The following is a 23,591-nucleotide window of genomic DNA, read 5'->3' on the forward strand; positions in this document are numbered from 1 at the left end:
CGTCCGGTGGACGGTTTGCCGCTATCCGCGCCTCGCACGGCTGGAGGCGTCGGGCGGGGCCGGGCGCCGGCCTGACACGCCGGCGGCCTTGCCCAAAACATCTTAGTCAATAAGATAACTGCATGGACATATCGACTGACTTCTCGGTGGCAATCGCCGGCGCCGGCCTCTCCGGCCTCTGCCTCGCCCAGTACCTGCTGCGCGCCGGCATCGACGTGCACGTCTACGAGCGGGACCCGGGCCCCTTCGTCCGGCAGCAGGGCTACCGGATCATCCTCGACCGGTACGGGCTGGAGGCGCTGCGCGAGAGCCTGCCCCGCCCGCTGTACCGCCTGGCGCTGACCACGGGCGACGAACCCGGCGGGCGCCTGCGCTTCACCGACAGCCGACTGCGGGACGCATTCACCATCACCTTCAAGGACGAGCCGTACGCGACCCGCCAGGTCGACCGGTTGACCCTGCGGTCGATCCTGATGTCCGGGCTGGACGGACGCATCCACTACGGCAAGGCCGCCGTCGCGGTGGACAGCGGCGGCCCGGCCGGGCCGCGGCTGCGGTTCACCGACGGCGGGGCCGTCGCGGCGACCGTCGTCGTGGGCGCGGACGGCGTCGGCTCGGCGCTGCGCGAGCAGATCATGCCGGACGCCGGGCCGGCGAACACCCCGATGGCGGGCATCTACGGCCGGTCGCCGCTGCGGCGCAACGGCGAGAGCGTCATTCCGGACGCGCTGCGTACCAGCGGGGTCCTGGCCATCGCCGACCGGCCGAGCCGCGCCTTCTTCTTCACCTCCATGCGGTTCGGCGAGAGCCCGCGGGAGGCGTTCGCGCGCCTGGCTCCGGGCAGCTATGCGCCCACCGGCGACGACTACGTCATGTGGGGGCTGCTGCTCCGGCAGGAGGAGGTGCCCATCGGCATCCGCGGGAACGTGCTGGCGCTGCGGGAGCTGGCCGCGCGGATGAGCACGGACTTCCACCCGCTCGTCCGGCGGCTGGTCGACACCGCCGATCTGGACGCCACGGTGCTCAACCTCTTCGCCACCGGCCGGCGCCCGCGACGGTGGGCGGTGCCCCGGGCGACGATGATGGGCGACGCCGTGCACGTCATGCCGCCGTTCGGCGCGCACGGCGGCAACACCGCGCTCCGCGACGCCGCTCTGCTCGGCCACAGGCTCGTCGAGGCCCGGGCGAGCGGCATGCCGGTGGAGGAGGCGATCGCCGGCTACCAGGACGAAATGGTGCCCTACGCCTTCCGCGCCGTCGACACCGCCGCCGGGCTGATGCGCCGCCTCACCGGGGGCGCGGCCGCGCCGCACTGGGTGCTGACCCGCGTGCTACCGCGCCTGCACCGGGTCACCGTACCGGAGGCATGATTGCGGGCATGTCCCACGAGCCGGACCGTGCCTCCGCGATCGCCGACCTCATGCGCGCCGGGCGGGAGACCTCGCGGCTGTCCATGGTGTTCCGGTACGCCATCGCGGACCGGCTGGGCCTCACCGTGAGCGACCTGGAGTGCCTGGACTTCCTGGCGGACGTCGGGTCCGCCACCGCGGGGCAGGTCGCCGAGCGCACCAACCTCACCACCGGGGCCGTGACCAGCATGCTCCGCCGGCTCCAGCAGGCCGGCTACGTCACGGCCGAACGCGATCCGGCGGACCGGCGGCGGGTGATCGTCACGCTGCGGCCGGAGCGGATCGCCGAGTTGGAGCGCCCGTACGAGCGGTTCGCCGAGCGGGCGGAACGGCTCATCGAGGGCTACAGCGTCGAGGAGATCATGCTGCTGGTCCGGCACTTTGGCCGCATGCAGGCGATGTACCTCGCCGAATTGGACCGCCTCCGCAGCGGCGACACCGCGCAGCGGTCCGCATGAGGCCCGGTCGCGTGGCTGACCCGGCACCCTCCCGCGCACATCGGCGCCCGTGCCGTCGCGCTCCCGGTCGCCCTGCGTCAGGGCCGGCCGCCGCCGCGCGCGGGCTTCGATCGGGAAACGTGGGCGCTACCGCAGCTGGTCGCGGCGGCGGGTCAGGTTGGCGGTCTGGGCGGTGTTGCCGGCCAGCCTGATGGCCCGGTCGTAGGCCGCGCGTGACTGCTGACTTCGGCCCAGCCGGCGCAGCAGGTCGGCGCGGGTCGCGTGGTAGGCGTGATAGCCGGCCAGCTCGTCCTCAAGCCGGTCGACGGTCGCCAGCGCCACCTCCGGTCCGTCGAGCTCGGCGACCGCGATGGCCCGGTTGAGGGCGACGATCGGCGAGGGGTCGAGGCGGACGAGTTGGTCGTAGAGGGCGACGACCTGCGACCAGTCGGTGTCGCGGATGTCGCGGGCGGAGGTGTGCACGGCGTTGATCGCGGCGAGGAGCTGGTAGCGGCCCGGAGCCACCCCGGCGGCGGCAGCCGCGAGGCGCTCGCGCACGAGCCGGTGCCCCTCGGCGATCAGCGCCCTGTCCCACGCCCCACGGTCCTGCTCGTCGAGGGTGACCAGTTCGCCGCCGGCCGAGACCCGGGCGGCGCGGCGGGCCTCGGTGAGCAGCATCAGCGCCAGCAGCCCGGCCACCTCTCCGTGCCGCGGCAGGAGCGCGCGGATCAGGCGGGCGAGCCTGATCGCCTCGGCGGTCAGTTCGTGACGTACGGGGTCGGCGTCGGGGCCGGTCGCCAGGTAGCCCTCGTTGAAGACGAGATACAGCACGGCGAGTACGCCGGAGACGCGGGCCGGCAGGTCCTCGGCGGACGGCACGCGATACGGGATCCGAGCCGCCTTGATCTTGGTCTTCGCGCGGGTGATCCGTTGCTCCAGGGTGCTCTCCCGCACCAGGAAGGCGCGGGCGATCTCGGGCACGGTCAGCCCGCCGAGCATGCGCAGCGTCAGCGCCACGCGGGCTTCCATCGCCAGTGCCGGGTGACAGCAGGTGAAGATCAGCCGCAGCCGGTCGTCGTCGATGGCGCCGAGAGGCTCGGGTGGGGTGTTGTCGTACACCAGCTGAGCCTCCCTGTGCTTGTCGTCGCGCTTGTTCTCGCGCCGGATCCGGTCGATGGCCTTGCGGTTGGCGGTGGTGGTCAGCCAGGCGCCGGGGTTGGGGGGTACGCCGTCGGTCGGCCACCGCTCGACGGCGGTCGCGAACGCCTCGGCCGCCGCCTCCTCGGCGATGTCGAGATCCCCGAACCGCCTGGTCAGGGCGGCGACCACCCGGGCCCACTCCTCGTGGTGGGCCCGGGTGACCGCCTCGCGGACGTCGTGCCTGTTCACAGGAACGGCCGTACCTCGGTCTTCCGGTTGCAGGCCCTCGACCCGGCGGCGGCGAGCTTGAGCGCCACGTCGAGGTCGGGGGCCTCGACGATCCAGAAGCCGGCGAGGTACTCCTTGGACTCCAGGAAGGGCCCGTCGGTGACCAGCGTCTCCTCGCCCCGGTTGTCGATGACGGTGGCCGTGTCGGGCGCGGCGAGCCCGCCGGCGAAGACCCAGTTGCCCTCGGCCTGGAGCCGCTCGTTGAACACGTCGATCGCGGCGCCCTCGTCCGGGGTGGCGAGGCTGGCCTGGTCGTGGATTACGGAAATCAGGTACCGCATCTGAAGATCATCTCCGATGGTGTCAGGACAGTGTGGTTCGACGGTCAGGGGCTTCAGGTCGTCGCGTACCGCGGACGCCCGGCCGGCCGGAAGACCTGGGTCGTCACGCCCTTCGCGTCGACCCGCGACTCGACCAGGTCGAGCGCGAGATCCGGACCGGTCTCCGGGAACAGTCTCGCGCCCTGGCCAAGGATCACCGGGATCACGATCAGAGTCATCTCGTCGACCAGATCGTTGGCCAGCAGCCACCGGGTCAGGCCGCCACTGCCGTGCACCTGCAGCTCACCTCCGGGCGTGGCCTTCAGCTCACCGATGGCCGCCGCGAGGTCACCGCGGAGAACGGTCGTGTCCGCCCAATCAGGCGCGGTGAGGGTGGTCGAGGCAACGTACTTGGGGGCCTCGTTCAAGGCCACCCCGATGGGATGTGCGCGCATCTGGTCGACTGATCCCCAGGAGCCGGCGAACAACTCGTAGGTCCGCCGGCCGAACAGGAACGCGTCGGCGCGCTGGTAGGTCTGCGTGATGAACGCCCTGGTCTCGTCGTCACCCGCGCCCAGCGCCCATCCGCCGCGCTCGAACCCGTTCCTGCGGTCCTCATCCGACGCGGCGCCGTTTCCCTGCATCACGCCATCGATGGTGACCTGGGTCATGGTCGTCAGCTTCATGATCGCGGTTCCCTTGCTTGGCGCCGCCCCTCGTGGGCGGCCTCACCCCTGCTACGAACGCCACCGCCCCGATCCGACAGCCCGCCCGAATTTTCTCCAGAGGATTTTCCGGGGACGCCGGTCGTCACCGCTCCGACGGCACGAGAGTTTCGCAGCGGCTGCGCTCCGCCTCGTCAAGCACGCCACCGCAGAGACCTCCTGGACGATGCGAAGCACCGGACGGCAGCCAAGCGCCTGGGAAGGCGCAACCCGCAGGCAAATGAACCCAACTTGAGCCTTCCAGCACGCCGGTACGGAGATACGAGAAACGCGGCCGTGTTCGCACTCGACTTCCTGGTGAGGCGAGCAGCGCGAGGCCGGCCTGGTAGGGCTGAAAGGCGAGATGTGCGCGCCTGATCACGGTGGCAGCGATGCCTACGACAGCGCGTGTGGGCCGTGGGGCACCCGGTCGCCGGGCTCGCCCTCGTGGCACCATGTTGCGCTATGGATCATCAAGGGCAGCTTCGCCGTGCCGCGCTCGCGTTGGGCATCCCGGACGACGAGGTCAGCCGGTTCATCCAGCACCTCCGTTTGTCGATCCGGTTGAGCGGAGGCTCCAGCGGTGTTCCGGTCGGGCAGTTCGGCGGGTTGCCCCGGCTGCCCGTGGGCATGGACTGGCCGTCCGGCGAGGTCAGTCCGTTGCCGTTCATCTTCTCGGTCGACTGTGCAGCGCTGCCAAGAATCGACGGCTTCGGCCTGCCGGCAGACGGCTCGCTGCTGTTCTTCCTCGACCACGAGCAGGCCGCTGCCACCGGAGAGCGGAGGTACGGGCGAGTCGTGTACGTGCCGGCCGGCACCGATACCGAGGTGGCGGCAGGACCCACCGACCACGCGTTCGTCGACGAGCAGTACGACCTCGGCGCCACGCTGCGCGCGGAGTTCCCCGATTGGTTCGGGGCGGACGAGGACGACGAGGACGAGGACGACCTGTCGCCCTTCCAGCAGCAGTTGGCCCGTGACCTTGAGCGTGACCTGCCGCACCTCGACGAACTCTGCGCCCTGGCCAATGATCTCTGGCCGCCTGACAACGGGTACGCCAGCGCCTATATCGGCGGGTACGCCGACGAGGAGGTGATCAAGAGTATTGCGGAGCAGACCCTCGCGTGGCGCGAGAAGACCGGCGAGATCGTCATCCCGGTCGCGAAATGGTATTCCGAGGTGGAGAAGGAGACCCACCGGCTGACGAGTGAGTGGGTGTCGCTCGCCCGCTTCCCCGTAGCCAACTAGTTCTACTACCGGAGTGACGGGAGCTTCGTGATCCGTCACGAAGACCTGGCCGCTGGTCGGCTGGGCGAGGCGCTTTCCGTGGCTGAGTTGATCCCATAGCACACCGGCGGCGCCGGATACGGCCACGATCTGCGTCGCCGGCGATGCCGACGCCAGATGCCGGGCATCCGCTATTGCCGAGTTGAGTGCACCTGATCGTGGCGAAATGATTGGTCTGAGTTTCCCAAGATCGAACTCTTATTCGCCAGCTCCTGCGAATAACTGAAACGCTGCCGAGATAGCTATCGCGACGCCGGTCAGCATAAAGCCAACCCCCGCGACGTACCTTCCCACCTGGCTCCCGGTCCTCAACTTCTCCCTAGCGTCTAGCTCGCTTGCGAACCAACCTCTTTTCCACTGGCTCTCAGCAATTCGACGTGCGTGTTCGTCGGCGACACCAAAGAGGTTTGCCACCCATATAAGCCCGACAAACGCCACCAGGAGCCCGAAACCGATCATGGCCAGCCAGCTAAGGATGGGGTACTTCGGCACCGCGGCTCCTCATGAACGTCTGCCTTGGCCTTTCGAGAGCGACGATAGGTGATGTGCGCAAACAAGAGCTTCTCTCCGGTCAGACCCGACAGGGCAGAACGACCAGCATGGCGCCATTCCGCCTCTCCAACACACTCACATGCCGCGATCCGGACACCAAGGAAGATGACCGCTGGCGTGCCGGTGAGCGTCCAGACATGGCCGATGAGCGGATCCTGGCCAGCGCCCCCTATGCACCAGAATCGGCGGATGGATGATCACCAACTCGTCGGCTTCCTGCGCCGGTGCAACGAGGCAGACAACCACGCCTACGCCGAGGTTGCGCAACGGTTCGGCGGCGAGGCGCTACTCGACAGCCACCTGCCGATGCTTGACCTGGTCGACATGCTTGCGCGGGAGTGGCAGACCATGGACCCGGCCGACGACCGCTACGCCGGCCTCACCTACGCGCTGCGCACCTTGGTGCGGGCTTACTCTGATCCCCCTGTCTGAGCGCCCATCAGGCGACGGTGGACACAGCGGCACCCCGCCCGCTTCTGGACAGGCCAGCCTCTGGCACCGAATAGCCGGGCGATTCTGATCTGGGCCCCTAACCCCTTGGCCGAAGATCAGGTGTACGGATTTGCCGCCGATCGCGCGCTACTGATGGTCACCGCATAGGCATCGCCCATGTGCGGAGATTGCGGTCTCAGGCGCGCCGGGTGAAGTCTTCGCCTCGTGTGAGACGAATAGGTCGCCCTCGGTCGCGATCCACAACGCATCGCCGCAGGCGTCCATCGCGCGTGATGCCGCCGGAGCGGCTGCGTGACGGGCAGCGCCGTCTCGCGGATCTTCCCGCCGACTCAGAGCAGGTGTTGGAGGTGGCGTAGCGCCCGACGCCGACAGCCGCAGCACCGTCTACGGGCGTACGCCTCGGCGTTCCCGGTGGCGTGCAGGTTCCTCCAGGCGCGATGGGTCAGGCCCAGCGCGCTTTGTACGGGGTCGCCGGCCCAAGTGCTGGTCGCCGGTGAGCAGATACGCCGAACGGGGCAACGCCGGCGTTCCGGCCCGGACAAACGCGTCGAGGTCAGCAGCGAGAGCGTCCACGCCCGCCTCTTCCCGACCGAACATGAGGTGGCATACCAGCCAAGACGACAAGTAGCGGGGAAGGTTGGGGCCAATCGAAGATCAGGCGGCCGGATCCTTGCGATCGGTCCACTCGTCGGGCAGGTCCTCCGGCAGCAGCGTGGTCAGCTCTGCGGCAGCCTGGATGTCGCCCTTCGCGATCCGGTTGGCATGCTCGGCCACCATGGTTTCGAACGTACGCCGCGCCGTCCGGCCATTGCCGAAGCCCACACCACGGTGCAGCTGCGCGTAGTACGCCAGCAGTTCGCCGCGGGTCTCCTCGGTCAGGGTGTAGTCGTGGCTGGTCGCCAGCGACTCGGTGATCCGCACCAGCTCCGACGCGCTGTAGTCGGGGAACTCGATGGTCCGCCCGAACCGTGACTCGAGGCCGGGGTTGGCGGCGATGAACCGGGCCATCTCCCCGGTGTATCCGGCGACGATGACCACGACCTCGTCGCGGTGGTCCTCCATCAGCTTGACCAGCGTGTCGATGGCCTCCCGGCCGAAGTCGCGCGCGGCGTCCTCCGGCGCGAGCGCGTACGCCTCGTCGATGAACAGCACTCCGCCGCGGGCGCGATTGAAGACCTTCTTCGTCTTTACCGCCGTACCGCCGACGTGCTCGGCGACCAGGTCGACCCGGGCCGACTCCACTAGGTGGCCCTTGGCGAGCAGACCCAGCGCGGCCAGAATCCGCCCGTAGATGCGGGCGACGGTGGTCTTGCCGGTGCCCGGGTTGCCGGTGAAGACCAGGTGGCGGCTCATCGGCGGGGTCTTCAGCCCGGCCGCGGCCCGGCGCTGGCCGACGACGATGATGTCGATGAGCGTCCGCACCTGCGCCTTCACCTCGGCCAGGCCGATCAGCGCGTCCAATTCGGCGAGTGACTCGTGAACGAAGCCCTCCGCCGCCACGGACGTCGGCGCCTGCGGCTCGCCCTGCTCGGCGGCGGGCCGGGTGTCCGGCTCGGGCCGGCTTTCGTTGACCGTACGGCCGCCGACGTCGACGCTCGTCACCGGCACTGGTGCGCCCCGCTGCACACCCACCTCGTCCTCTTCCCCGTTGGCGTACGAGGCGCAGGCGGTGAGCGCCGCATCGACGTGCAGCGCGAAGCCCGCCTCCTGGTTCTCGCGCGCTATGCACCTGGTCAGCGACGCGGCGCCGCCGGAGATGTAGAAGCCGGCACCGGCGGCGCCGCTGACTTCGCACTGGTCGAAGAACATGGTGCCGCCGCGCATGTACACACCCGGCTGCGCGGCGCCAGTGACCCGGCATCCGGTGAACCGCCCATCGCCGCCATACAGCTCGAGACCGGAGCCGGTGCTGTCCTCGCTCGTGACGTTATCGGCGACCACGATCGCCCGCTCCTCCACCTGCAGGGCCGCGCGTCCGCCGGACAGCGTGCTGTCGGTGACGGTGAGGCGGGCCTGGTCGGCGACCTTGATCCCGCCGTAGCCGGTGTTTTCGATCTTGGACCGGGTCACCGTGGCGCTCGCGCCCCGGCCGTACACGTCGGCGCCCCAGTCCGCTCCGGAAATCTGGCAGTCGGTCAACTTCGCCGTACAGTGATCTTGTACTTGTACGGCGGTGCCGTCCACGGCGCTAATGGTGCAGCCGGTCAGCTCGACTCCCGTGTTTCGCCCGGACACGGACACGGCCATGTACCCGATATCGTCGATGTTGCTGCCGGTCAACACCGCCAGCCCACCCGCGTAGACGCTGACCCCCGATCTCGACCGCTCGATCGCACAGCGCTCCATGACGAGGACGGTGCCGCGCTCCTCCACCCAGGCGCCGCTGCCGTCCGAGCTCTCGATCCGGCAGCCGCGGACGGTAGGTTTGGCGCCCGCGCTCGCGCTAACGGCGGAGCCGTTGCTCGCGCTGATCCGGCAGTCCTCGATGAGCGGGGCGGCGCCCGCACCCTCGATCCGGACGGCATCGCCCCACCCGCCGCCGCTCACGGCGATGCTGATCCCGCGCACCACCGCGTTCGCCCGGATGGTGAGCGGTGCATCCTTGTGAACCAGGTGAACCGGACCGGATCCGTCGGCCGCGCGCAGCTCGATCGCCTTGGCGATGTCGAGCTCTTCACGGTAAGTGCCGCCGGCGATCTCGATGACGGCGCCGGCGCCGGCGGCCTTGACCGCCGACCTGATGTTCGGAAGCCCACCCTCGCCCACCCGCAGAACCGGATTCGCCTGATCAAGCAACGCCATGGCTCGGCAGTCTAAGGTCCGTGGTCAATTACGGGCGGCGAGCTCGTCACTGCCAGGCAATCTCGTGCAGCGCGGTCACGGGCCGGACCAGTTGACCCCAGTCGTCGACGACGGCCGGAAAACGGATGCGCAGCCCTGCGATGATCTCGTCAGCGCTCGCCACGGCCTCACCATCGCCGATGGCCTTCCCCGGGGCGAGATTGACGGCTTGGCGTGTACCGGGAAGCCTCGTCCTGATCGCCGCCATCGTCGGCTTGCACGATCCAGGACCCCGGCCTAGACAACGCCGAACAGGTACTCCTGGCGTCGCCGCGGTTCGAACTTCTCGATGGCGTACCGCAGCATGGTGCGGGGCATCGTCCGGTAACGCGGGGCCAGGAACTCCTCCTCCGCCGCCCGGTCACGATTGCCCACCTCGCGCAGCATCCAGCCCACCGCCTTGTGCAGGAGGTCGTGCGGGTCGTGCAGGAGCCGGTCGGCGAGCCGGAAGGTGCACTGGAAGTCGCCGGCCTTGATGAAGGCGAAGGTGGCCATCACGGCGATCCGCCGGTCCCACACCAGGTCCGACCCGGCCAACCGATCGAGTACGCTCCGGTCCTTGTCGACCAGCCAGGGGCCGACGATGTACGGCGCGGACGAGTCGACCAGGTCCCAGTTGTTGATGCTGCCGGTGTTTGCCAGGACAGTGCCGTAGACCCGCCCCCGTTCCTCCTCGTCGCCCTTGGCGAACTTGCGCACCAGGATGAAGAGCGCGGTCAGCCGCTCCTCGTGCACGCCGCTCGTCAGCAGTTCCGTCGTCTCCACCAGGGAGAGGTCGCGCCAGTACCGGCCGGCCACCCGGCGCTGATCCGGCACGGTCACGCCGATGGCCCGGTCGCCCTCGCCGTAGCCACCCGGAACCATCTGCAGAAACCGGCTCACGCTCGCCGCCCGGCCCGGGTCGGCGAGGCGGGCAAGCTCGTGGCGGACGTCGGCGCTGGTGACCATGACCATGCAACCTACCGCGACGGTGTGACGGCCCGCGTCGGACCGGCGCCGTACGCTAGCCCGGTCGCCCGAGCACGCCGGAGGACGTTGTGAGCTGGGACATTTTCATCTTCGATGCCCCGACCGACGTCAGCTCGGTCGATCAGATATCGGAGGACTTCAGCCCGCCGCCGCTGGGCCCCGGACCCGTCATCAGGCAGCGGCTACGCGCGGAGCTTCCGGATCTCGACCTGTCGGACCCCGCGTGGGGGCAACTGGTCGGCCAGACCTGGAGCATGGAGTTGAACATCGGGTCGGAAGAGCCCGTCAATTCCGTCATGTTGCACGTCCGTGGCAGCGGCGACGAGGTGCTGAGCGTCATCACGCAGATCGTCGCCGCGACCGGTGGCCGCGCGCTCGACATCTCCACCGGCGAGTTCCTGACCGGCGACCCCGACGAGACGGCCGGCTGGCACGGCTTTCAGCGGTACTGGGACAGGATTCTCGACGGCGGCTGACCCCGCGGCTCCGCGATCGTCGAGATCCCCCGGCACACGCTCGCCGGGGCATCGGGATGATCGAGGTCAGAGCGTCTTGGCCAGCGCCACGAAGGCGCGCCACGCCTCGGGCGCGAAGGTCAGGGTACCGCCGTCGCGGTCCTTGCTGTCGCGTACCAGGACCCGACCCGGGATGTTGTCGGCGACCTCGACGCAGGCTGCTCCGTTGGCGTTGCTGCGCGAGGACTTGCGCCAGACGGGAAGCGCTGTACTCATAGGTCGTTCGCCACCTTCAAAATCAGGTCTCGGGACTGATCACAGGGCAGTGCAACCGCACACACAGCCTGCCAGGCACGTTCCAAGGCGGCAACCAACTCGGCATCCGAGGTGATTCGACCCAACAGTTGGTCGTCCACGTAGCCAACGGTCTCGCCACCCGGCAATCCGGCCAGCACGAACGGCCCGGCCAGGCCGAGATGCAGCCCGGCGGTCGCCGGGATGACGTGGATGAAGACGCCGCTCCGCTCCCCCATCTCTACAAGATCGAGAAGCTGTTGCTTGAGCACCGCCGGTTCGCCCCGCCGCAGAACTGCCTCATCGATCACGAAGGTGCAGATCGGTGGCTCATCCCGGTCGAAGACCGCCGCGCGTCGCGCCAGCCGGATCGCCACCTGTTCCTCTGCCTCATCCGGACGCAACAGCCCGCTGTTGAGCACCGCTCGGGCGTATGCCTCGGTCTGGATGAGCCCGGGGATGACGTTCGACTCGTGCCAGCGGAGCGACCTCGCCTCGGCCTCCACCTCCGGCCAGGGCCGGAACCAGACGGGTTGGCCCTCCCGGCGCTCCTGGAAGGAGAGCTTGGCGAATAGGTCGCCGGTTCCGAACACTTCGTCAAGCTGACGCGCGGTATCGGGTTGGGGAATCCGGCGACCGGTCTCGAACATGCCGATGAGCGAGGCGGACACGTGGACGCCCTCGCCCACCTGTTCTTGGCTGAGACCTTTGGTGCCTCGGATGTATTTCATCACGAGAGCCAAAGAATTCACGTCTTCACCCTTCCACACCGGTCATCACAGCCGACCACAAGAACGCCACGCGAGCACTTGTCAACGGCGCCCATCTTCCAACCGTCGGGGGTGAAAGTCCAGGGTGGAGGCAGCGCGGCGCCCGGATACCCGTCGATCCCACGCGCTCCGGTAACGGGCGCCGCGCCACCAATCAGAACTCGATCAAAGACCGGACCGCATTGGCCGGAATCGGCGCCGGAAGCGCAGGGAGATCAATTATGAGACGTACCGCTAATGCCTCCGCGCGGACCGATGACGGGCGTTGGGGCGTACCCGGAAAAGAGCGGAACCGGCGACGCGCGCGCAACGCGCGGAACCGACGGTGACCCGACGCGGCGAGCGCGTCACCTACGGGGAGTACCTGACCGCGGTCGCGCTCACCCTCGCCCGCCGGCACCGACCGTTGTGGCTGGTCAACCGCTGCGCCTGCGGCGCCATCCTCCCCTGCCACGCCACTCACCGCATCCCGATCAGCCGCGACCACTGGCCACGGCAGGAAGACACCGAAGAACAGGAGCAGACGTGACCCTCCACCACCCGGTACGCCCCGGCTGGACCTGCACCTGGTGCGAACGGGACTGGCCCTGCGACATCCGCCGCACCGAACTGCGCCACGAGTTCACCGGCGCCCTGACCAGCCTGGCCGTCTATCTCACCGGCTGCCTCGCCGACGCCGCCACCGACCTGCGCCACATCCCCGCCGGCTGGCTGCACAACCGCTTCCTCGGCTGGCTTCCCCTGCCCGGACCGCCCCGCCCCACCAGCGCCACCGACATCCTGCTGCGAGGCTACGAACTCGCCCGCGCCCACACCCCCGACGACCACGGCAACTGCCCCACCTGCGGGCTGCTCTACGACTGCTGGGTACGCCTGCCGCCCGACGGCCCCGGCCTGCCCGCGCCGCTGCCGCCCCGATGAGTCCGCGCGTGCCGTACCAGCCGGGTGACGTGGTGGTCGTCGACGGCCGCGCCTCGGTGCAGTTCGCCGACGACCGCGCCATCGTCCTGCGCATCGTGCGGGTGCCGGACTGGGAGACCTATCACGGCTGGTGCTGGCTGACCGGCTACGTCCTGGACCGCCGGGGCGACGCGGTCGAACGACGCGACGTCTTCGTGCAACCCGCCGGACTACGCCTCGCCGGAAAGCGTCCGGCCGGAAGGCGGCCCGCCCAACCGTGATCCACGAGCGTCGTTGCCCAACCTCTCACCGCCGTACGGTCCCGTCCCGGCTGCCGGTGGCGAGGACCATGCCGTCAGGGCCGAACGGCACGCTGGTTGCCTCGTGGTGGCGGCTGGTCGGTCGGGACTCCGGCATCGTCGGCTGGCTCGCCTGTTCCCGCCCCGAGGCGGACGAGCCAGATGGCGGCGGACGTGAGGCTCGCGAACAGGAGGAACGTCAGCGTCGGAGGGCCGACGATGACGCCCCGTTCGACCAGCAGCGGGGCGAGGACCACCGCGCCGAACTCGTGACTGGCGGCCAGGCTGGACGGGGTGAGCGCGACCGCTCCGGCGATCACGAGGCCGCGGCTTCGGGGAGCAGGTCGCCGTCCGACGGCGCGCCGGGCCAGCGTCACGGCCCCGGCGACCACGAGGGCCAGCATGACCACGTAGCAGACCGCGCGCGGCCAGGTCGCCTCGACCAGGACCATCAGCCACGCCACGACAGCCATCACAGGCGCGCAGGCCAGCAGGGTCAACGCCGGCCACAACGCCGGCCTCGACCCGATCGGTGCCGGTTCGCCCGACGGGCTCGGACTCGTCCCCCGGCGGATCATCCAGATGCCGGCGCCCGTGACGACCGCGGCCGGCAGGCAGAGAACCAGCGCGATGCGTGGCCCCGGCGCCATGTTGTCCCAGACCAGATCGCCGCCGAGCAGCACCGTGGCGACCAGCGACCCCACCGCGAAACTCGCGACGGCGCCGAACAGCGCCAGGATGACCGCGCCGGTGACCACGATGTCGCGGCGGCGGGTCGGCACGGCGGCCTCCGGTGCGGCTCGCCGCCCGACGGAGCGGCGTGCCAGCGTCCCGGCCGCGACGGCCGCCACCGCCAGCACGACGACGAGGCCGGCCGCGATACCCGTATCGAAGGCTCGCTGGGTCAGGATTACCAGCCACGCCACGACGGCGACGACGGGCGCGCAGGCCAGCAGCGCCCAGGCCGGCCAGAGCTTCGGCCGCGACCCGACCGGTTCCGGTTCCGGTTCGGGCCGCGTGTTCGGCTCGTCGGGCGCGGCGGCGACGTCCGGCCGATCCGGCGGGCGCGACGATGGGATGTCGCCGCCGGCCGGTCCGGTGTCGGCGAGCGGCGCCGCGACCGCGCCGGGTACGGCGTGTAGCGCGCCCTCGGCGACGACGATCTCGGGGTGATCGAGGGCGATGGGGGCGATGCGCAGGGTGCGGTGCAACAGGGAGGCGACCAGCGGTACCCGGGAGGAGCCGCCCACCAGGAAGATCCCGGCGATCTGTTGCCGGGGTACGGCGGCGTCGCGGAGCAGCGTGGCGGTGAGGTCGACGGTGCGGTCCAGGTGGGGGCGGGCCGCCGTCTCGAACTCGTCGCGGGTCACGTGCACGACCGTGTCGACCAGGGGTAGGTGCAGGTCGGCGGTGGTGTGGCGGGACAGTTGTTCCTTCGCGGTACGGGCATCGCGCCACAGCAGTTGGTGGGCGCGCTGGTCGGCGGGGGTTCGGGGCCATTCCAGCCGCCCCCAGGCGTCGCCGGTGGCGGTGGTCAGCGACCGGGCGTGGGCGACGACGGCGGCGTCGAGGTCGAGGCCGCCGACGTCGTCGAGCCCGGCGGTGGCCACCACCTCCAGCCCGGCCACGGTACGGCGGACGATGCTGACATCGCAGGTGCCGGCGCCGAGGTCGTAGACGACGAGGCATCGGCCGACCGGCACGTCGCGGCCGAGGACGTCGGCGAAGTACGCCGCCGCGGCGACCGGCTCGGCGACGAAGTCGCACTTTCCAAGCTGTGCCTGCTCGGCGGCGACGGCCAGAACTCCCCGGCGGGTGTGGCTCCACCCGGCCGGGTGCGTGAGCACCACGGTCTCCGGTGGGCCGCCGGCGACCCGTCGTGCCTCGGCGCTCACCCGGGCCAGCACCGCCGCGATCGCCTCGGTGACGGGAACCTCCCGCTCGGCGAGCCAGATTACCCGGTCGTCGATCCGCCGCTTCGGGTTCGCCTCGAAGCCGGCCGGGTGCGCGGCGGCGGCGCGTTCGGCATCCGCCCCGGTGAGCAGCGGCCCGGCGTCCGGACCGGCGAACACCCCGGATGGCAGCAACGGCGACGCGTCGAACAGCAGCGGCTTCACCCGTCCGTCCGGGGCCGCGAGCATCGCCACCGTCGACGAGGTACCGAAGTCGATGCCGAGCCGATATCCCCCCATTGCCACGGGATCACCCTATGGCAATGCTTCAACGTCCTGGCGCAGGGCGGACCCGGGTACGGCGCGCGGAGGGGCCGTGTCGTCCACGGCCTCTCCGGACACCCCCGCGCCGGACGAATCAGGCGGTCGGGACGCTACCGCCGTTCGTCCCGGTACCGCCGTCGCCGGCGTCGACCCCGCCGCGCGGCTTGCGCTTCTTCGGGTGTACCTCGAACGGCGCCATCATCTCGTTGTCCTCGTGCTCCATGATGTGGCAGTGCCAGCTGTACTTGCCGGTCAGGTCGAAATGGGCCTTCACGCGGGTGATCTGCCCGGGGTAGGTCACCACGGTGTCCTTGCGGCACCGCTCGTGGAACCGCGGCGGGTCCTGCCCGTCCCGGCCGCGACCGATCACCTCGAACTGCACCTGGTGGATGTGCACCGGGTGGGCGTCCGGGGTGAAGTTGTGGAACTCCCAGATCTCGGTGGCGCCCTGCTCGGGGATCTCCGCCACCGGGCTGTGCCAGGTCAGTAGGGTGCGCTTGCCGTCGCTGTCGATGCGGCCCAGCCGGTGCCCCGCCGGACCCTCGGCCAGCACCGCCGAGTTGACCACGTTGAGCGTCAGCTTGCGTACCACGCTGGCCGACTCCAGCGACGGGATGTGCGGCAGTTCGAGCTGCTCGGGCGGGACGCTGTGGTCGGTGCCGCGCAGCTCGCGTACCCGGAATTTCAGCACCTGGCCGGTGGTCTCCGGCTTCGCGAACGGGAAGTCGGTGCCGGGCTCGCCGCCGCCGAAGTGCCCGTCCGGCCCCTCGTTGATCAGGTAGAGCGACGTGCCGGGGCGGACCCCGGTGAAGTCCACGATCACGTCGGCCCGCTCGGCGGCGCCGAGCAGCAGCTTCTGCAACCGGATCGGTTCGGGCAGGAAGCCGCAGTCGCCGCCGATCTGCCAGATGGGCAGCACGGTCTCCGCGGGGCGGGCGGTCGGATTCGAGGCGATCTTGAGGATGACGAACCGGCCGTTGCAGGCGTTGAGCAGCCGGAACCGGTAGCGGCGCGGCTCGACGTCGAAGACGGGCCAGGTACGGCCGTTGACCACCATCGTCTCGCCGAACTGGTTGGGGATCCAGATCGGCGGTACCGACTTGTCCGGGGCGCCGGGCGTCACGGGGCTACGCCGGGCCGGGTAGTGCAGCTCGCCGTCCGGGTCGAAGCTCTTGTCCTGGATGGTTATCGGGATCTCGTAGTAGCGCTGGCCGGGCGGGTCGCCGATCCGGGGCGCGGGCCCGGGCAGCGTGCCCTTGGGCAGGTCGGTGCGCCCGCCCCGGAGGATGTAGTACCCGACCAGTCCCGAGTAGACGCTCAGCCGGGTGACGCCCAGGGTGTGGTCGTGGTACCAGAGCGAGGCGGCCGGCTGGTCGTTGTCGTAGTGGAAGGTGGACGAGCCGGGACGCCACCGCCGGCCGTACTTGTCCTCGTACTTCTCCCGGAACTCGTCGTAGACGGTGCCGACCCGGGCGTAGCCGTCCGGGATGTCGCGGGCCGCCGGCAGGTACCACGCCTCCGGGTACCCGTCGCTCTCCTCGTGGGCGTGCGCGCCGTGGACGTGCGTCACGATCGGCACCGGCCCGGAGTACGGGTCCGGCTTCCCCTCGAAGTGCTCGTGGTCGTCGCGGCCCTTGAGGCCGCCCGGCGGGTTCGCCCAGTGCAGGGTCGGGTCCACCGGCACCAGGAACGGCAGGTACCGGCCGCGCCAGTCGACCAGCTCGTTGATCCAGGTGATCCGCGTCGGGCGGTCCGCGCGGGCCTCGATGGTGGGGCCGGGGTAGCAGTAGCTCTCGGGCTCCTGGGGCGAGCCGTAGCCCCAGACCGTGGTGCCCGGCATCCCGGGCGGCAGGACCTGCGCCCGGAACTGCCGGACGCCGACCGCGTACTCGTCGGCCTCGCGCCCCGAGGACCCGCGCACCGGCGGCATGGGCAGCGGTATCGGCAGCGCCGTGACGTACTTGGGGATGGTGGTGGGGTCGATGACCGTACCGGGCGGGGAGGCGAACGTCTGGAAACCGTTGGGATCCGTCCCGAGGGCCGGGCCACCGCTCGGGGAGCCACTCGGGGAGGCACTCGGGGCGGGGGCCGGCGTGGGGGTCGGCGTCGGGGCCGCCCGCCCGCCGCCGGGCGCGATGATGAGGGAGGCGCCGCCAGCGGCGCCCGCCGCGAGTATCTGCCGTCGTGCGACCATCTCTCCGCCTCCTGCTGCTGCGCGCACGGCTCGCCCACGCGGCGACGACCGAGGCGAGGGCATTTGCCCTCCTTGGCGCGATACGTGAAGGACGTTACTGATTCACCTGTCACAGCAGCCCCGGTTGTCGCAGGAGTACCCCGTTCGAGGGGACGGCCGGGTCGTTTCGGCGACGGACGGCCGTTTGCTCGCGTCGGGCCGAGAGGTTCGAGGCCGGACGGCTGTGGGATCGCGGTCGGGCTGGGCCGTTCGACGCCGGACGGCTGTGGGATCGCGGTCGGGCTGGGCCGTTCCACGCCGGACGGCCGTTTGATCCGGGTCGGGCGGGGCACCCGGAGGTATGGCCGACAGATCGCGGAGCAGCATCGCGCAGTTGACCGGGAGCGCGGGCGCGGCCGACGGCGGCGCGCCCGACGGCGGCACCGCCGCGGACACTCCGGTCGGGCGGCTGGAGACCGTGGCCACCTTCCCCGGCGCCATGCCGACCGGGGTCACCGTCTCCCACACCGGCCGCATCTTCGTCAACTTCCCCCGCTGGGGCGACGACGTCCCGGCCACCGTCTGCGAACTGCGCCAGGGCGAGGCGAGACCGTACCCGGACCTCGGGCTGAACACGCCCCGGGACGTCGACGACCCGGAGCGGTTCGTCTCGGTGCAGAGCGTCGTGGTCGACCCCGCCAACCGGCTCTGGATCCTGGACACCGGCAGCCCGATGCTGCAGCCAACCCGGTACGGCGGCCCGAAGCTGGTCCGGGTGGACCTCGACACGGACACGGTGGCGGAGCCGGTGATCTTTCCCCGCGAGGTGGCCCTGGAGACCAGCTACCTCAACGACGTCCGGTTCGACCTGCGCCGGGGCGCCGCCGGCATCGCCTTCGTCACCGACTCCTCGGCACACGGCGACAACGGCATCGTCGTGGTCGACCTGGCCACCGGCGAGTCGTGGCGCCGGCTGCACCGGCACCCGAGCACCCTGGCCGAACCCCTCACGACGTTCCGCCCGATCGTGGAGGGCCGGCCGTTCCTGGAACGCCCCGAGGGCGGCCCGTCCCGTCCGATCAGCATGGGCTCGGACGGCATCGCCATCTCGGCCGACGGCAGCCGGCTCTACTACTGCCCACTGGCCTCCCGGCACCTCTACAGCGTCGACGTCGACGCGCTCGTCGACCGGTCGGTGGACGACGAGACGGTGGCCGGCACGGTACGGGACGAGGGCGACAAGGGCACCGCCTCCGACGGGTTGGAGTCCGACGCCGAGGGCCGCATCTACCTCACCTCGTACGAGCACAACGCGGTGCTCCGGCGGCTGCCCGACGGGCAGTACGACACCCTGGTGCACGACGCGCGGCTGCTCTGGCCGGACACGATGTCGGTGGCGACCGATGGGCACCTCTACGTCACCGCCAACCAACTGCACCGCCAGCCCCAGTACCAGGGCGGCAACGACCGCCGGATCCGGCCGTACGCGCTGTTCCGGGTGCGGATCGACGCGGGACCCGTACTGCTGACCCGCTGATCGGTCGCGCGGAACGGTCCACGACGCGGCAAGGGGGCGGGTCGCGAGGCGGCACGGGGGCGGGTCGCCAGGTGCGCTCGGGGGCGGGTCGCCAGGTGCGCTCGGGGGCGGGTCGCGGGCGAATGAGCAATCCCGGACGGCGAAGTGGGCAATACCCGGGTTGTCGAGTGAGCAGTTTTCGCGTCCAACAGGACGGGAGTGGGCAGACAAGTCCGACGCAACACCCCATAATCAGGGCCGTCGATTCAACTACCTAGATCCGGTTACCTAGGAGGCCCCGTGGGAGTCGTCGGCGGACACGCGGTCGTTATCGGTGGCGCCATCAGCGGCCTGGTCGCCGCGCGGACGCTCGCCAGCAGGTTCGAACGGGTCACCGTCATCGACCGGGACGAGTTGCCGGTCGAGCCGCGCAACCGCGACGGCGTACCGCACGGGGCGCACCCGCACCTGCTGCTGATCTCCGGCCGGCTCGCGCTGGAGAAGCTCTTCCCCGGGCTGACCGAGGAGCTGATCGCCGGCGGCGCCGTACCGTTCGACCCCGGTCAGGACCTGCTCTTCGTGCACGGCGGCGGGCAGCGGGTCCGGTTCCCCACCGAGATGCAGGGCATCAGCCTGAGCCGGGTCTACCTGGAGTCCACCCTCCGGGCCCGGGTGCGTGCCCTGCGCAACGTCGAGCTGCGCGGACGCGCCGAGGCGTGCGGCCTCGTCGGCGGGCGCGGCCGGGTGACCGGCGTACAGGTCGAGGGCGCCGAGCCGATCGAGGCCGACCTGGTGGTCGACGCGTCGGGGCGTACCGGCGGGCGCGGCGACCGCTGGCTGGAGCAGCTCGGCTACCCCGCCCCGGACGTCGCCACGGTCAAAATGAAGGTCGGCTACAGCACCCGCCTCTACCGGCGCACCGACGACGACCTCCCGGACGGCGGCGTCGCCTGCCTGATCGCCCCCTTCGCGCCGCACCAGCGGCGGGCCGGCGTGGCACTGCCGATCGAGGGCGACCGCTGGATCCTGGCCGTCGGCGAGTGGCACGGCGACCGGATGCCGGACACCCCCGAGGGGTTCCAGCGCTTCATCGAGAGCCTGCCGGTGTCGTACCTCGCGGACCTGGCCAAGCGGGCGGAGCCGATCGGCGACGTGCTGACCCGGGCGTTCCCCGCCAGCCAGCGGCGGTACTTCGAACGGGTCCGCCGCCTCCCCGCCGGCTACCTCGCGATCGGCGACGCGATCTGCAGCTTCAACCCCCTCTACGGGCAGGGCATGACCGTGGCCGCGCTGGAGGCGCTCGAACTCGGCGACTGCCTGGACCGGTTCGGCGCGGTCTCCGTCGACCTGGCCCGCGAGTACTACCGGGCCACCGGGCGGGTGATCGACACGCCGTGGACGATGGCGACCGGCGGCGACTTCGCGTACCCGGAGACGACCGGGCGCAAGCCGTTCGGCATCGACCTGCTGAACGGGTACATGGGCAAGGCCATCCTGGCCGCGCACGTCTCCCCCGCCGTGCACCGGGTACTCATCGAGGTGCAGCACCTGCTCAAGCCGCCGTCTGCGCTGCTCAGGCCCGGTACGGTGGTCCGCGCGCTGCGGGGAGCCCGCCGCTCGCCGGCCCGCCTGCCGAGGTCGCCCGAGCCGGCCGTCACGGTGCCGGCCCCCGCGAAGCCTCCCGCCACGGAGTCCGCCGCCGCGCCGGGAGCACCAGCCGCCGCATCCGAGTCCACCGCACCCGAGTCCACCGCACCCGAGTCCACCGCACCCGAGTCCACCGCACCCGGGTCCACCGCCGCTCCGACGGCACCGGCGGTCGCGGCGTCCGCGCCGGCGGAGCCGGCCGGCGACGCCGCGCCGCCGGCGGGTCCCCGGCCCTGACCGACCGCGGCCCCCGCGCGTGCTCCCGGGCCGGCCGCCGCGATCGACCCCGCGTGGGAGGTTTGGCGGCCGGTACGGGGGTAAAAGGCCGGAAAGCGCCCGGGCGGCCGCCGCCCGAGGTGAACCGGACCGGCCGACCCCGGGGGGACGCAGATGCCGGCCATGCCGCGCGACAGGAGCCCGGACAGCACCCTCGCGCTGCTGCGCGACGGCTACCGGTTCGTCTCCCGCCGCTGCGACCGGTACGGCACGGACGTCTTCCAGACCCGGCTGCTGCTGCGGCGCACCATCTGCATGCGCGGGCGGGAGGCGGCGCGGCTCTTCTACGACCAGGACCGCTTCCAGCGCCACGGGGCCGCGCCGCTGCGCCTGCAACAGACGCTGCTCGGCAAGGGCGGCGTACAGAGCCTCGACGGCGAGGCGCACGCCGCCCGCAAGCGGCTGCTCATCTCCCTCCTGCGACCGGAGCGGATCCACGCCCTCGCCGACCGCTTCGAGCACGAGTGGCGGCAGCGGATCGAACTCTGGGCGGACGTCGACCGCGTGACGCTCTACGACGAGGTGGCGCGGATGCTCTGCCGCGCGGTCTTCGCCTGGGTGGGCGTGCCGCTGGCCCAGTCGGAGGTCACACGCCGCACGGTGGAGATCCACGCGATGATCGAGGGCGGCGGCCAGGCCGGTCCGGCGCACTGGCGGGCGCGGTGGACCCGGAACCGGGCGGAGCAGCAGCTCGCCGAGCTGGTCGAGCAGGTACGCCGGGGGCGGTACCGGCTGCCGGAGGGCACCCCGCTGCGGGAGATCGCCGAGCACCGTGACCACACCGGTCGGCTACTCAAGCCCCGTGCCGCCGCCGTCTGCACACTCAACCTGCTGCGACCGACGGTGGCGGTCGACCGGTTCGTCACCTTCGCCGCGCTCGCGCTGCACGAGCAGCCCCGGTGGCGGCAGCGGCTGCGCGACGACCCGGCGATGGTAGGACCGTTCGTGCACGAGGTACGCCGCTACTACCCGCTCTTCCCGACGGCGATCGCCCGGGTACGCCGCCCGTTCGACTGGCACGGCTACCACTTTCCCCGGGGCCGGCGCACCCTGCTGGACCTCTACGGCACCGACCACGATCCGCGCCTCTGGCCCGACCCGGAGCGCTTCGACCCGGAGAGGTTCGCCCCGGAGCGGCTGCGTGGCCAGGAGATCGACGCGTTCAGCCTCATCCCGCAGGGCGGCGGCGACCCCTACCCGGGGCACCGCTGCCCCGGCGAGTGGGCCACCATCGAGCTGCTCGAACGGGCGGTCGCCCTGCTCGCCGGCGCGATGACGTACGACGTGCCGGAGCAGGACCTGCGCGTCAACCTGGGCCGGATGCCGACGCTGCCGGCCAGCGGGTTCGTCATGACGAACGTACGGGCCGCGCCGGTCCGCTCGTCCCTCCCGACCGGATGAGGCGTTATCCGCGTACCGGCGGAGGGTAAGTCCCTGTTTGCCCGTCCGCTCGGGCACGTCGCCCTTCCCCCGGGCACGCCGGAACCCCGCACGCCGGAACCGGCAGGCCGGGACGGGCACGTCGGGACGCGAGGAGGCACGCCGTGGGCCGGGACAGTCGACCGGACAACCTGTTCAGCACCGCCGCCCGTGGCGGGGTACGCGGGGCGATCGCCTCGATGGCGATGTCCGGGATGAGGCAGGCGACCACCTCGCTCGGCCTGCTCGACGAGGTACCGCCGGACGCGATTCTGCGGCGTACCGCCCCGCGGATCGTCTCGCGGGTGCCGGTGCGACGCCGGCGCGCCCTGGTGGAGTTCGTCCACTGGTCGTACGGCTCCGCCGGTGGGGTGCTCTTCGGGGCGCTGCCCCGAGGGCTGCGCCGCCGGCCCTGGGTGGGCCCCCTCTACGGGTTCGCCTTCTGGGCCCTGTACGAGGCGGTGCTGGCCCCGGCGCTCGGGCTGGAGGAGCACCGCAAGGACGTACGCCAGCAGGCCGCCGTCCTCGCCGACCACCTGCTCTACGGCGCGGTCGTCGCCTCCTCCCCCTGGCCGCACGCCGACTGACCGCTCGGCGCACGCCGGGCCCCCGCCCTCGCCAGCGACGTTCGGATGTCGAAGAGCTCGGCAACGGCGTGCCCGGAACCGGCAGGCGCGCTCCCCGCGAGCGGCAACCAGGCCAACCTGCGAGGCGATGGCGGGTGCACGGACCTGCCGACGAGCGGATACTTGCGGCGGTCTCCGAGGTGATCGCCGCCGGGTGCTCTCAGGGGCGTGCGTCGAATTGGGCCCGGGCCTCGAAGACGCGGTCCATGTGCGTCTCCGCCCACTTCTTGATCGCGATCATGACCGGGAACAGTTCATGGCCGAGCGGGGTGAGCGCGTAGTCGACGCGGACCGGCACCGAGGCAGTGACCGTGCGGGTGACCAGGCCGTCGCGCTCCAGCGTCCGCAGGGTCTGGGTAAGCATCTTCTGACTGACCCCGGCGATGCGCTGGGCGAGTTCGCCGTGCCGCTGCGGGCCGTCGGCAAGCGCCGGGATCACCAGGGCGACCCACTTGTCGGTGAGCCTGCTCAGCAGCTCACGGGTCGGGCAACCTTCCAGGAACGCGTCGTAGTCGCGTTTGGCCTGTTCGCGGCGTTGTGCCGCGGTCGTCGTCGCCATCCTGCCCTCCATCCGGTGCCCTAGGCACTTCACGGTACCTACTTACTCGCGGTGCCGATGATTCGTACGGTCATGGTGATCAGGAAATCCCACGAAGGAGA

Annotated in this window: 23 protein-coding genes and 1 pseudogene; 12 read left to right on the plus strand and 12 right to left on the minus strand. The window is 71.0% G+C overall.

The window, feature by feature from the left end:
• Positions 1–122: 122 nt before the first annotated feature.
• Positions 123–1,370, plus strand: a complete 1,248-nt coding sequence (locus AB0J86_RS26235) for an NAD(P)/FAD-dependent oxidoreductase (RefSeq protein ID WP_363860261.1) — start codon at positions 123–125, stop codon at positions 1,368–1,370.
• Positions 1,371–1,378: 8 nt separating this feature from the next.
• Entirely contained in the window at positions 1,379–1,867 is a 489-nt protein-coding gene (locus tag AB0J86_RS26240; RefSeq protein WP_363860262.1) for a MarR family transcriptional regulator, read from the plus strand.
• Positions 1,868–1,993: 126 nt separating this feature from the next.
• Here AB0J86_RS26240 and AB0J86_RS26245 read toward each other — a convergent pair whose 3' ends face one another.
• Genes AB0J86_RS26245 through AB0J86_RS26255 form a run of 3 tightly spaced genes read right to left on the minus strand, consistent with a single transcriptional unit; the run spans position 1,994 to position 4,220 of the window.
• Complete coding sequence (locus AB0J86_RS26245; RefSeq protein WP_363860263.1) at positions 1,994–3,235, minus strand: DUF6596 domain-containing protein; 1,242 nt, start codon at positions 3,233–3,235, stop codon at positions 1,994–1,996.
• Positions 3,232–3,555, minus strand: a complete 324-nt coding sequence (locus AB0J86_RS26250) for a YciI family protein (protein ID WP_363860264.1) — start codon at positions 3,553–3,555, stop codon at positions 3,232–3,234. The genes AB0J86_RS26245 and AB0J86_RS26250 overlap by 4 nt, the downstream gene beginning before the upstream one ends.
• 53 nt (positions 3,556–3,608) lie before the next feature.
• The gene (locus AB0J86_RS26255) at positions 3,609–4,220 is read right to left on the minus strand and encodes a dihydrofolate reductase family protein (RefSeq protein WP_363860265.1); all 612 of its coding nucleotides are present in this window, start codon (positions 4,218–4,220) and stop codon (positions 3,609–3,611) included.
• Positions 4,221–4,703: 483 nt separating this feature from the next.
• On the opposite strand from AB0J86_RS26255, the gene AB0J86_RS26260 reads away from it, so the two are divergent.
• A complete protein-coding gene (locus AB0J86_RS26260) occupies positions 4,704–5,486 on the plus strand; it encodes a DUF1963 domain-containing protein (protein ID WP_363860266.1) in 783 nt (260 codons plus the stop codon).
• Positions 5,487–5,723: 237 nt separating this feature from the next.
• Here the strand turns inward: AB0J86_RS26260 and AB0J86_RS26265 are convergent, their stop codons facing one another.
• Entirely contained in the window at positions 5,724–6,017 is a 294-nt protein-coding gene (locus tag AB0J86_RS26265) for a hypothetical protein (protein WP_363860267.1), read from the minus strand.
• 249 nt (positions 6,018–6,266) lie between these two features.
• Between AB0J86_RS26265 and AB0J86_RS26270 the strand changes: the two genes are divergently transcribed.
• Positions 6,267–6,509 (plus strand): hypothetical protein, encoded by a 243-nt coding sequence (locus tag AB0J86_RS26270; protein ID WP_363860268.1) that lies wholly within the window; start codon positions 6,267–6,269, stop codon positions 6,507–6,509.
• A gap of 413 nt (positions 6,510–6,922) precedes the next feature.
• Here AB0J86_RS26270 and AB0J86_RS26275 read toward each other — a convergent pair.
• The 3 genes and pseudogenes from AB0J86_RS26275 to AB0J86_RS26285 form a co-directional block, all read right to left on the minus strand.
• A pseudogene (locus AB0J86_RS26275) lies at positions 6,923–7,103 on the minus strand (SigE family RNA polymerase sigma factor); the annotation flags it as partial.
• 81 nt (positions 7,104–7,184) lie between these two features.
• Positions 7,185–9,332: a right-handed parallel beta-helix repeat-containing protein gene (locus AB0J86_RS26280; RefSeq protein ID WP_363860269.1), complete on the minus strand. Its 2,148-nt coding sequence runs from the start codon at positions 9,330–9,332 to the stop codon at positions 7,185–7,187.
• A gap of 276 nt (positions 9,333–9,608) precedes the next feature.
• A complete protein-coding gene (locus AB0J86_RS26285; protein ID WP_363860270.1) occupies positions 9,609–10,319 on the minus strand; it encodes a DNA alkylation repair protein in 711 nt (236 codons plus the stop codon).
• Between the two features lie 89 nt (positions 10,320–10,408).
• Here AB0J86_RS26285 and AB0J86_RS26290 point away from each other — a divergent pair, with 89 nt between their 5' ends.
• Positions 10,409–10,816, plus strand: coding sequence for a hypothetical protein (locus AB0J86_RS26290; protein WP_363860271.1), 408 nt, complete (start codon positions 10,409–10,411; stop codon positions 10,814–10,816).
• A 66-nt stretch (positions 10,817–10,882) separates the two neighbouring features.
• Here AB0J86_RS26290 and AB0J86_RS26295 read toward each other — a convergent pair whose 3' ends face one another.
• Together AB0J86_RS26295 and AB0J86_RS26300 are read right to left on the minus strand one after the other, a co-directional pair.
• On the minus strand, positions 10,883–11,071 hold the full coding sequence (locus AB0J86_RS26295; RefSeq protein WP_363860272.1) for a DUF397 domain-containing protein: 189 nt from the start codon (positions 11,069–11,071) through the stop codon (positions 10,883–10,885).
• On the minus strand, positions 11,068–11,820 hold the full coding sequence (locus AB0J86_RS26300) for a helix-turn-helix transcriptional regulator (RefSeq protein WP_363860273.1): 753 nt from the start codon (positions 11,818–11,820) through the stop codon (positions 11,068–11,070). Before AB0J86_RS26300 ends, AB0J86_RS26295 begins: the two co-directional genes overlap by 4 nt.
• Positions 11,821–12,184: 364 nt before the next feature.
• Between AB0J86_RS26300 and AB0J86_RS26305 the strand changes: the two genes are divergently transcribed.
• From AB0J86_RS26305 to AB0J86_RS26315, 3 genes are read left to right on the plus strand one after another with little or no spacing between them, the layout of a single operon-like run.
• Positions 12,185–12,388, plus strand: coding sequence for a hypothetical protein (locus AB0J86_RS26305; RefSeq protein ID WP_363860274.1), 204 nt, complete (start codon positions 12,185–12,187; stop codon positions 12,386–12,388).
• Positions 12,385–12,780 (plus strand): hypothetical protein, encoded by a 396-nt coding sequence (locus AB0J86_RS26310; RefSeq protein ID WP_363860275.1) that lies wholly within the window; start codon positions 12,385–12,387, stop codon positions 12,778–12,780. The genes AB0J86_RS26305 and AB0J86_RS26310 overlap by 4 nt, the downstream gene beginning before the upstream one ends.
• A gap of 8 nt (positions 12,781–12,788) precedes the next feature.
• A complete protein-coding gene (locus tag AB0J86_RS26315; protein ID WP_363860276.1) occupies positions 12,789–13,040 on the plus strand; it encodes a hypothetical protein in 252 nt (83 codons plus the stop codon).
• 74 nt (positions 13,041–13,114) lie between these two features.
• Here the strand turns inward: AB0J86_RS26315 and AB0J86_RS26320 are convergent, their stop codons facing one another.
• Positions 13,115–15,250, minus strand: a complete 2,136-nt coding sequence (locus AB0J86_RS26320; protein WP_363860326.1) for an Hsp70 family protein — start codon at positions 15,248–15,250, stop codon at positions 13,115–13,117.
• A 118-nt stretch (positions 15,251–15,368) separates the two neighbouring features.
• Positions 15,369–17,468 carry a multicopper oxidase domain-containing protein gene (locus AB0J86_RS26325; RefSeq protein ID WP_363860277.1) on the minus strand — a complete coding sequence of 700 codons (2,100 nt, stop codon included), beginning with the start codon at positions 17,466–17,468 and terminating at the stop codon, positions 15,369–15,371.
• A 373-nt stretch (positions 17,469–17,841) separates the two neighbouring features.
• On the opposite strand from AB0J86_RS26325, the gene AB0J86_RS26330 reads away from it, so the two are divergent.
• From AB0J86_RS26330 to AB0J86_RS26345, 4 genes are all read left to right on the plus strand, one after another.
• Positions 17,842–18,984, plus strand: coding sequence for an L-dopachrome tautomerase-related protein (locus tag AB0J86_RS26330; RefSeq protein WP_363860278.1), 1,143 nt, complete (start codon positions 17,842–17,844; stop codon positions 18,982–18,984).
• A 279-nt stretch (positions 18,985–19,263) separates the two neighbouring features.
• The gene (locus AB0J86_RS26335; RefSeq protein WP_363860279.1) at positions 19,264–20,847 is read left to right on the plus strand and encodes a hypothetical protein; all 1,584 of its coding nucleotides are present in this window, start codon (positions 19,264–19,266) and stop codon (positions 20,845–20,847) included.
• Between the two features lie 162 nt (positions 20,848–21,009).
• On the plus strand, positions 21,010–22,287 hold the full coding sequence (locus AB0J86_RS26340; protein ID WP_363860280.1) for a cytochrome P450: 1,278 nt from the start codon (positions 21,010–21,012) through the stop codon (positions 22,285–22,287).
• 143 nt (positions 22,288–22,430) lie between these two features.
• The gene (locus AB0J86_RS26345; RefSeq protein WP_363860281.1) at positions 22,431–22,892 is read left to right on the plus strand and encodes a hypothetical protein; all 462 of its coding nucleotides are present in this window, start codon (positions 22,431–22,433) and stop codon (positions 22,890–22,892) included.
• Positions 22,893–23,091: 199 nt separating this feature from the next.
• Here the strand turns inward: AB0J86_RS26345 and AB0J86_RS26350 are convergent, their stop codons facing one another.
• Positions 23,092–23,490: a helix-turn-helix domain-containing protein gene (locus AB0J86_RS26350; RefSeq protein WP_363860282.1), complete on the minus strand. Its 399-nt coding sequence runs from the start codon at positions 23,488–23,490 to the stop codon at positions 23,092–23,094.
• Positions 23,491–23,591 lie beyond the last annotated feature (101 nt).

The sequence above is a fragment of the Micromonospora sp. NPDC049559 genome (assembly GCF_040676675.1).
Classification (GTDB): domain Bacteria; phylum Actinomycetota; class Actinomycetes; order Mycobacteriales; family Micromonosporaceae; genus JBFAPK01.

Coding starts and splice junctions, on each gene's coding strand:
- AB0J86_RS26240 (WP_363860262.1), top strand. CDS start 1,379: ATGTCCCACGAGCCGGACCGTGCCTCCGCGATCGCCGACCTCATGCGC.
- AB0J86_RS26285 (WP_363860270.1), bottom strand. CDS start 10,319: ATGGTCACCAGCGCCGACGTCCGCCACGAGCTTGCCCGCCTCGCCGAC.
- AB0J86_RS26280 (WP_363860269.1), bottom strand. CDS start 9,332: ATGGCGTTGCTTGATCAGGCGAATCCGGTTCTGCGGGTGGGCGAGGGT.
- AB0J86_RS26255 (WP_363860265.1), bottom strand. CDS start 4,220: ATGAAGCTGACGACCATGACCCAGGTCACCATCGATGGCGTGATGCAG.
- AB0J86_RS26320 (WP_363860326.1), bottom strand. CDS start 15,250: ATGGGGGGATATCGGCTCGGCATCGACTTCGGTACCTCGTCGACGGTG.
- AB0J86_RS26250 (WP_363860264.1), bottom strand. CDS start 3,555: ATGCGGTACCTGATTTCCGTAATCCACGACCAGGCCAGCCTCGCCACC.
- AB0J86_RS26295 (WP_363860272.1), bottom strand. CDS start 11,071: ATGAGTACAGCGCTTCCCGTCTGGCGCAAGTCCTCGCGCAGCAACGCC.
- AB0J86_RS26270 (WP_363860268.1), top strand. CDS start 6,267: ATGGATGATCACCAACTCGTCGGCTTCCTGCGCCGGTGCAACGAGGCA.
- AB0J86_RS26350 (WP_363860282.1), bottom strand. CDS start 23,490: ATGGCGACGACGACCGCGGCACAACGCCGCGAACAGGCCAAACGCGAC.
- AB0J86_RS26260 (WP_363860266.1), top strand. CDS start 4,704: ATGGATCATCAAGGGCAGCTTCGCCGTGCCGCGCTCGCGTTGGGCATC.
- AB0J86_RS26340 (WP_363860280.1), top strand. CDS start 21,010: ATGCCGCGCGACAGGAGCCCGGACAGCACCCTCGCGCTGCTGCGCGAC.
- AB0J86_RS26235 (WP_363860261.1), top strand. CDS start 123: ATGGACATATCGACTGACTTCTCGGTGGCAATCGCCGGCGCCGGCCTC.
- AB0J86_RS26325 (WP_363860277.1), bottom strand. CDS start 17,468: ATGGTCGCACGACGGCAGATACTCGCGGCGGGCGCCGCTGGCGGCGCC.
- AB0J86_RS26300 (WP_363860273.1), bottom strand. CDS start 11,820: ATGAAATACATCCGAGGCACCAAAGGTCTCAGCCAAGAACAGGTGGGC.